This is a genomic window from Streptomyces sporangiiformans, from assembly GCF_005768555.2.
In the GTDB taxonomy this organism is placed as follows: domain Bacteria; phylum Actinomycetota; class Actinomycetes; order Streptomycetales; family Streptomycetaceae; genus Streptomyces; species Streptomyces sporangiiformans.
Window position 1 is genome coordinate 1 of record NZ_VCHX02000105.1, and the last position, 8,053, is coordinate 8,053.

The 8,053-nt window shown below is 68.6% G+C and carries 4 protein-coding genes, 1 tRNA gene and 1 pseudogene; 4 read left to right on the forward strand and 2 right to left on the reverse strand.

The genetic code is table 11. From position 1 onward, the window contains the following. Positions 1-203: 203 nt before the first annotated feature. Positions 204-1,499 carry an SAM-dependent methyltransferase gene (locus tag FGD71_RS12550; protein ID WP_119100495.1) on the forward strand — a complete coding sequence of 432 codons (1,296 nt, stop codon included), beginning with the start codon at positions 204-206 and terminating at the stop codon, positions 1,497-1,499. Positions 1,500-1,578: 79 nt separating this feature from the next. On the opposite strand, the pseudogene FGD71_RS12555 reads toward FGD71_RS12550, so the two are convergent. Together FGD71_RS12555 and FGD71_RS12560 are read right to left on the reverse strand one after the other, a co-directional pair. Beyond that, positions 1,579-4,108: pseudogene (locus FGD71_RS12555) on the reverse strand (ABC transporter permease); the annotation flags it as partial. A 90-nt stretch (positions 4,109-4,198) separates the two neighbouring features. Continuing rightward, positions 4,199-4,969 carry an ABC transporter ATP-binding protein gene (locus FGD71_RS12560; RefSeq protein WP_119100497.1) on the reverse strand — a complete coding sequence of 257 codons (771 nt, stop codon included), beginning with the start codon at positions 4,967-4,969 and terminating at the stop codon, positions 4,199-4,201. 381 nt (positions 4,970-5,350) lie between these two features. Between FGD71_RS12560 and FGD71_RS12570 the strand changes: the two genes are divergently transcribed. The 3 genes from FGD71_RS12570 (at position 5,351) to FGD71_RS12580 (ending at position 7,966) form a co-directional block, all read left to right on the forward strand. Continuing rightward, positions 5,351-5,433 (forward strand) — tRNA-Leu (locus FGD71_RS12570). Between the two features lie 187 nt (positions 5,434-5,620). Then, positions 5,621-6,796, forward strand: coding sequence for a 4-hydroxybenzoate 3-monooxygenase (locus tag FGD71_RS12575; protein WP_119100498.1), 1,176 nt, complete (start codon positions 5,621-5,623; stop codon positions 6,794-6,796). Positions 6,797-7,051: 255 nt separating this feature from the next. Further along, positions 7,052-7,966: a Bax inhibitor-1/YccA family protein gene (locus FGD71_RS12580; protein ID WP_119100499.1), complete on the forward strand. Its 915-nt coding sequence runs from the start codon at positions 7,052-7,054 to the stop codon at positions 7,964-7,966. The last annotated feature ends 87 nt before the right edge of the window (positions 7,967-8,053 follow it).

Consider the following 8,053-nt stretch of genomic DNA (forward strand, 5'->3'; position numbering starts at 1 on the left):
GGGTCCGGGGGGCTGGCCCCCGGGAACGGGGTCTGGGGCGGAGCCCCAGAAGGATGGGACGGGTAGGGGCGGCGGGGGCGAAACCATGGGGCACCTGCAGCTTTTTTGCTCATACGTAACGCTTTTGCGGGACTGCGCTTCGGGGATGTTGGTGTTTACGTGGTGTTGGACTCTCGGGATCCCTCGTCACGGAGGTGTGCGCCATGCAGGACGCCGCACTGCGGCTGAAGACCCTCGTAGAACGACTGCTGGGGGTACCGCTCCCGGTGCGCCTTCGCGCCTGGGACGGTTCGGAGGCGGGTCCCCCCGGGGCCCCCGCCCTCGTCGTACGCAATCGCCGCGCCCTGCGCCGACTGCTGTGGAAGCCGGGCGAACTGGGGCTCGCCCGCGCCTGGGTCGCCGGCGATCTGACCGTGGACGGCGACCTCTACACCGTCCTCGACCAGGTATCAGGTCACCTGTGGGAGCGCGACGAGGGCGCCAGGAGCCTGGGCGAGGCGTTGCGGGATCCCGAGGTACGGGCCGCGGTGCGCGGGCTCGTGGCGATGGCGGGGCCGCTGCCGCTACCGCCCGCCCCGCCGCCGGAGGAAGTGCGCCGGCGCCGCGCTCACCTGCACACCAAGCACACCGACCGACGCGCCATCAGCCACCACTACGACGTGGGCAACGACTTCTACGAGATCGTCCTCGGCCCGTCCATGGTCTACTCGTGCGCCTACTGGGACTCCCCGGACGGCACCCTGGAGGACGCCCAGCGCGACAAGCTCGCACTCATCGCCCGCAAGCTGGATCTCAGACCGGGCCGGCGGCTGCTCGACGTCGGCTGCGGCTGGGGTTCGATGGCCATCCACGCCGCCCGCGAGCACGGCGTGAGCGTCGTGGGCGTCACGCTCTCGCAGGAGCAGGCCGCGTACGCCCGTAAGCGCGTCGCCGGTGAGGGGCTCACGGACCGGGTCGAGATCCGCGTCCAGGACTACCGTGACATCACCGACGGGCCGTACGACGCGATCTCCTCCATCGGCATGGCCGAACACGTGGGAAGCGAGCGCTACGCGGAGTACGCGCGCAACCTGTACGCCCTCCTCAGACCGGGCGGGAGACTGCTCAACCACCAGATCGCCCGCCGTCCGCGGCGCGACGAATCGGCGTACGAGATCGACGAGTTCATCGACGCGTACGTCTTCCCGGACGGCGAGCTCGCGCCGATCGGCAGTACCGTCAGCGAGCTGGAGAACGCCGGGTTCGAGGTGCGGGACGTCGAGTCGATCCGCGAGCACTATGGGCTCACTCTGCGCCGCTGGGTCGCCAACCTGGAGGCGGACTGGCCGCGCGCGGTCCGTCTCACCAGTCCCGGCCGGGCCCGCGTATGGCGGCTCTACATGGCGGCCTCGGCCCTCGCCTTCGAACGCAACCGCATCGGTGTCAACCAGGTGCTGGCGGTGCGGACTCCCGAGTCCGGAGCGTCCGCGATGCCCCTGCGGGCGCGTACCTGGAACTGACCGGCACCGAGAAGGGCCCCGTCCGGCTGAGTCTCTGCCGGACGGGGCCCTTCTTGTCGTACCGCTCCTATTCCGACTNACTTGATCGCCGTCAGCATGTTCAGGCGCGCCGCACGCCGGGCCGGCCACAGCGCCGCCAGGACGCCGACCACCGCCGCCAGGAGCAGGAAGACGGCCATCCGGTCCCAGGGCAGGACCAGTTCGTACGTCGGCATCTTGCCGGCCAGGAGTTGACCGGCCGCCCAGCCGAAGAACACGCCCAGGCCCACGCCGAGCACGCCGCCGAAGAGCGAGATGACCAGGGACTCCAGGCGGACCATCCGCTTGATGCCCTTGCGGTCGAGGCCGATCGCGCGGAGCATGCCGATCTCCTGCGAGCGCTCGAAGACGGACATGGCGAGGGTGTTGATGACGCCGAGGACGGCGACGATGACGGCCATCGCCAGCAGGCCGTACAGCATGTTCAGCATCAGCGTGAACATCTGCGCGATCTCGTTGGAGAAGTCCTGCTTGTCCTGGACCTTGATGCCCGGGTTGTCGCCCAGGGCCTTCTCCAGCCGGTCCTTGGTCGCGTCGGACGGTCCGCCGGACGTCTTCACCATGACCTGCATGTCGGCCGCGTCCGCCGGGTCGGCCTGGTGCGGGGCGAGGGTCGCCGTGTCGAGCAGGATGCCCCGGATCAGGTCGTTGCCCTCGTAGACGCCGGCGACCGTCAGCCGCTGCTTCTTGTCGTCCTCGAACGAGGCCGTGAACGTGGAACCGGCCTTCCAGCCGTGGGCCTTGGCCGTCTCCTCATCCACGACGACCTGGCTGCCGCCGACCTTGAAGGAGCCGTTGTCGACCTTCAGGTCGGTCAGCTCGCCGATGGCCGAGCCCTTCACGCCGGTCAGGTACTCGGTCTCGCCGTCGATGCGCGAGGGGGCGTTGCGCATGGGGCTGGTGGCGGTGACGCCCTCGGTCTCGCCGAGCTTCTTCTCCACGTCGGGCGACAGGGAGTTGAAGTTCGCCATGGAGACCACGTAGTCCGCCTTCATCGCGGCGGTGGCCATCTTGTCGATCGATGTCTGCAGGCTGCCCGCCATCACCGTCATGCCGGTGATGAGGGTGAGGCCGATCATCAGGGCGGAGGCGGTGGCGGCGGTGCGGCGCGGGTTGCGTACGGAGTTCTGGCGGGCGAGCTTGCCGGAGACGCCGAAGACGCGCAGGACCGGTGCGGCGGCCGCGATCAGCGGACGGGACAGAAGGGGCGTGAGGATGAAGACACCGATGATCAGCAGGACCGCGCCCACACCCATCGGGGCCTGGCCGTCCGAGCCGTCCAGCGTCGTGGCGTAGAGGACGACGGTGACGCCGGCCGCCGCGAACAGGGCGCCGAGGGTGTTGCGCAGGACCAGCGACTTGGTCGTGGCCGGGGCGTGCACACTGCTCATCGCCGCGACCGGCGGGATCTTCGCGGCACGGCGGCCCGGGAGCCAGGCGGCGAGCATCGTGATGAGGATGCCGACGGCGAACGAGGCGACGACCGTGCCGGGGGAGATGACGAGCGGGCCGGCCGGGACGGTGGCGTCGAACGTGCCCATCAGGGCGCGCAGGCCCGCGCCGATGCCGATGCCGGCGAGCAGGCCGGTGACGGCGGCGACCGTGCCGACCACGAACGCTTCGAGGAGTACGGAGCGGGTGACCTGCCTGCGCGAGGCACCCACCGCGCGCAGGAGCGCGAGCTCCTTGGTGCGCTGGGCGACGAGCATCGTGAAGGTGTTGGCGATGATGAAGGTGCCGACGAACAGGGCGATGCCGGCGAAGACCAGCAGGCCTGTCTTCATGCCACTCATCTGCGACTCGATCTGGGTGGCCTGGTCGTCGGCGAGCTGCCGGCCCGTCGTGGTGGTGGCGGTGTCCTTCGGGAGGATCTTGTCGAGGTTCGTCTGGAGCGCGCTCTGGCTCGTGCCGGGGGCCGCCTTCACGTCGATCTCGTCGTACGTGCCGGTCTTGTGGAAGAGCTGTTGCGCGGTGGCCGTGTCGAAGAGGGTGAGGCTCCCGCCCGCGGCGACGTTGCCGTCGTCCGTGGTGAACACGCCGGTGATGGTGGGCGTGAGGACGGGCCCGTCAACGGACAGCCGCAGGGTGTCGCCGACCTTGTATCCGGCGCGCTTCGCGGTCTCGGAGTCGATCGCGACCTCGTCCTTGCCGGAGGGGGCCTGGCCGCTCTTGAGCGGATACCGCGGGTCCTTCTCCTCCCAGTAGTTGCCGCCCTGCGACTGGAAGCCGCCGCCGACCAGCTTGCCGTCCTTGTCGGCGATCGCGGTGAAGCCGCTGACCACGCCTATGGCCGACTCGGCGCCCGGAGCCTTCGCCGCCTTCTCCAGCAGCGCCTGCGTGAGCTCCGGGTCCTTGCCGAGCTTGTCGCCCTTGTCCTGAGTGGTCTCCGGCTGCACGGCGACGTCGACCTGGTCGAAGCCCTTCGCCGAACTCTTCTGGTACGCGTCCGAGATGGTGTTGGTGAACACCAGGGTGCCGGACACGAACGCAACGCCGAGCATCACGGCGAGCACGGTCATCAACAGCCTGGCCTTGTGCGCCAGCACGCTGCGCAGGGCAGTACGGAACATTGTCTTCTCAGTCCAGGAGGGGGGAGGGGGTGACGGGGTCGAACGGGCCGCAGTCGGAGGACTGTTACGGCGGGAGGCTGCCCATGAGCGTCAGCTGGTGCGGACCTTGGCGTCGAACTGCTTCATGCGGTCGAGCACGGCGTCCGCGGTCGGCCCGTGCACCTCGTCGACGATGCGGCCGTCGGCGAGGAACACGACGCGGTCCGCGTACGCCGCGGCGACGGGGTCGTGGGTGACCATCACCACGGTCTGGCCCAACTCCCGTACGGAATTGCGGAGGAAGCCGAGCACCTCGGCGCCCGAGCGGGAGTCCAGGTTTCCGGTGGGCTCGTCGCCGAAGATGATGTCCGGCTTGGATGCCAGCGCACGCGCCACGGCGACGCGCTGCTGCTGGCCGCCGGAGAGCTGGGCGGGACGGTGGGTGAGGCGGTCGGCCAGGCCGACCATCCGGATCACCGAGTTCAGCCACTCCCTGTCCGCCTTGCGGCCTGCTATGTCCATGGGAAGCGTGATGTTCTCCAGGGCCGTCAACGTCGGCAGCAGGTTGAACGCCTGGAAAATGAAACCGATCTTGTCCCGGCGAAGCTTCGTCAGCTGCTTGTCCTTGAGGGAACCGAGTTCGGTGTCGCCGATCCGCACGGAGCCGGACGAGAAGGTGTCCAGCCCCGCCACACAGTGCATCAGCGTGGATTTGCCGGACCCGGAGGGACCCATGATCGCGGTGAACTCGGCCTGCCGGAAGTCGACAGAGACCCGGTCCAGGGCGACCACCTGGGTCTCGCCCTGTCCGTAGACCTTCGACAAGTCCGTAGCGCGTGCGGCCACGGTGGTGGCCCGGTCGGCGAGGGGAGTGGTGGTCACGGGTGGGAGCTCCTGTCGGTCGGGGTCTTGGCTTCCATGGTCGTCGCCGATCCGCGCCCTGTAGTCAGCCGTTGTTCCGGTTCCGAAGACAGACTCACGTCGGACCACGCACAGCTGAGTCATACCTGGGGATGACACCCATCCCTGACAGCGTCATCTGTGACGGTTCGTCGGGTGCCCCTCGTTCGGGCGGTGAATTCACGTCATTCCCTCTGCGCCGCGAAGGCCCGTCAGAAGGGGGCGTGGCAAGTGCGGATGGCCCGTACCGTGGGCTGATGCACCCTCAGACATCAATAAAATAAGACAACATCGGTCCGCCCTGCCGCTGTTCGGGGGATCCGTCCCGATAGGCTCGGAACCTCAATGCGGAGCCGATGGCCTGCCCGGATGGTGGAATGCAGACACGGCGAGCTTAAACCTCGCTGCCCCTCGCGGGCGTACCGGTTCAAGTCCGGTTCCGGGCACTTCCGATCGCCACGTGTGCCCTCTTGAGGGCCGCCGCCGCGTCGCCTTTCCCTGCACCCTTCATTGAAGTCTTAACCGCTCAGACCGTTGACAGTGAGCGTACGCGGTCGGAGACTCACGTTCAGATACCAGTGAAGTAAATTTCACTATACGAACAGCGAGAGCGAAAGTGTGAGGGGCGTGCCGATGCGTACCACCGTCGGGATCATCGGGGCCGGGCCTGCCGGCCTGTTGCTGGCGCGGCTGCTGCACAACGCCGGCATCGGCTCGGTCGTCCTGGAGAGCCGGGACCGCGCCTACGTCGAGCAGCGGCAGCGGGCCGGAATCCTGGAGCAGGGCACCGTCGACGTCCTGCGCGCGGCCGGCGCCGGCGACCGCATGGACCGTGAGGGCCTGCGCCACGACGGGATCGAGCTGCGCTTCGACCGCCGCCGCCACCGTGTCGACTTCCCGGAACTCACCGGCGGCCGGTCCGTGATGGTCTACGCCCAGACTGAGGTCTGCAAGGACCTGATCGCCCTCCAGCTGAAGGAGGGCGGCCCGCTGCTCTTCGAGGCCGAGGCGCTCGCCGTGGAGGACGCCGACACCGACAGCCCGCGCGTGCGCTTCCGTCACGAGGGGCGCGAGGACGTCCTGGAATGCGACTACGTCGTCGGCTGCGACGGCTTCTGGGGTGTGGCCCGCAACGCGATCCCCGAGGAGCTCACCCAGGTCTTCGAACGGACGTACCCCTTCGGCTGGCTCGGCATCCTCGCCGACGTACCGCCCTCGCACGACGAGCTGGTGTACGCCCGCCACGACCGCGGCTTCGCCCTGTTGTCCATGCGTTCCCCGTCCGTCTCGCGGCTCTACCTCCAGGTGCCCGAGGGCACGGACGCCGAGGAGTGGAGCGACGAGGAGATCTGGAACGAGCTGGAGCGCCGTTTCGAGACGGCCGACGACTGGCACCTGGAGCGCGGGCCGATCACGCAGAAGTCCGTGACGCCGATGCGCAGCTACGTCCATGAGCCGATGCGCCACGGACGGCTCTTCCTCGCCGGGGACGCCGCCCACATCGTGCCGCCCACCGGAGCGAAGGGACTGAACCTCGCCGTCGGGGACGTCGTCACCTTCGCGCGGGCGCTCGTCCACCTCCAGGAGACCGGGTCGCCCGAACGGCTGGACGCGTACTCCGAAACCTGTCTGCGCCGCGTCTGGCAGGCCGAGCGCTTCTCGTACGCCATGACGACCCTGCTGCACCGCATGCCCGACGCGACCCCCTTCGAGGACCGCATCCAACTCGCCCGTCTGGAACGGATCACCGACGCACGCTCGGCCGAGCAGGACCTCGCCGAGAGCTACACGGGTTTCCCGCTGGAGTGACGGGAGACCCGTGCCGCGGCCCACGTCAGCAGCCGTGCCAGGGGCCGGGCCACGACCCGTTCCGCGACCCGTCCCACGGACAGCGGAACCGGAGCGAGTCGTACCGGCGTGGTAACGGTGCTGGGAATGCGGGATTGAACACTGGCGTTCCCGGTCACAACAGGGGAAAGATCCTCCCCAAGCACTAGAGGCATTCTTTTGCCTACCCATTACTCTTAAGGCCAAGGCCACGCAGGGTGGCCATGGAGGAGTGAAATGAGGAGCAGCAACCCGGTCTTCTCGCGACGGGGGTTCAGCCGCGACAACGGCTACGCGGGCTTCAACGCTCAGCCGCAGGCCGGGGGCCCCGCTGTCGGAACGCAGGGGAACCCGTACGCCCAGGGCAACGCGTACGCCCCGCAGGGCGGTAACCCGTACGCGCAGAATCCCTACGCGCAGAACCCGTACGCCCCGCAGGACCTGCAGCAAGGCGCCCCGCCGCAGGCCCCGCCCGCCACCGACCGCATGACGATGGACGACGTCGTCACGCGCTCCGCCATGACCCTCGGCACGGTCACCGTCGGTGCCGTGCTCGCCTGGGCCCTGCTGCCGGTCTCCTCGACCAGCTGGGGCCTGGCCATCGGTGCGGCGCTCATCGCGATGGTCTTCGCGCTGATCCAGACCTTCAAGCGCAACGCTTCGCCCGCGCTGATCCTGTCGTACGCCGCCTTCGAGGGCGTCTTCCTCGGCGTGATCAGTGAGATGTTCAACAGCCGCTGGAGCGGCGCGCCCTTTCAGGCGGTACTCGGCACGATGGCGGTCGCCGGCGCCACACTGCTGATCTACAAGGCGGGCTGGATCCGAGTCACCGCACGGTACGCGCGCATCGGCATGGCCATCGCCATCGCCTTCGTGCTCGTCATGGCGGTCAACCTCCTGCTGGTCGCGTTCGGCGTCGCTCCGGACGGCGGGCTGCGCAGCATGGGTCCGATGGGCGCGATCGTCGGCATCATCGCGATCATCCTGGGTGCGTTCTTCCTGACGCTCGACTTCAAGCAGATCGAGGACGGCATCGCGTACGGCGCTCCGCGCAAGGAGGCCTGGCTGGCCGCGTTCGGCCTGACCATGACCCTGGTGTGGATCTACGTCGAGATGCTGCGCCTGGTCGCCATCTTCAGCGGCGACGACTAATCGAAGCCGGCAACACCTGAAGGGCCCGCGAACCTCTGGTTCGCGGGCCCTTCGTCGTTCTCGTTGTGCGCGCTCAGAGCAGTTTGC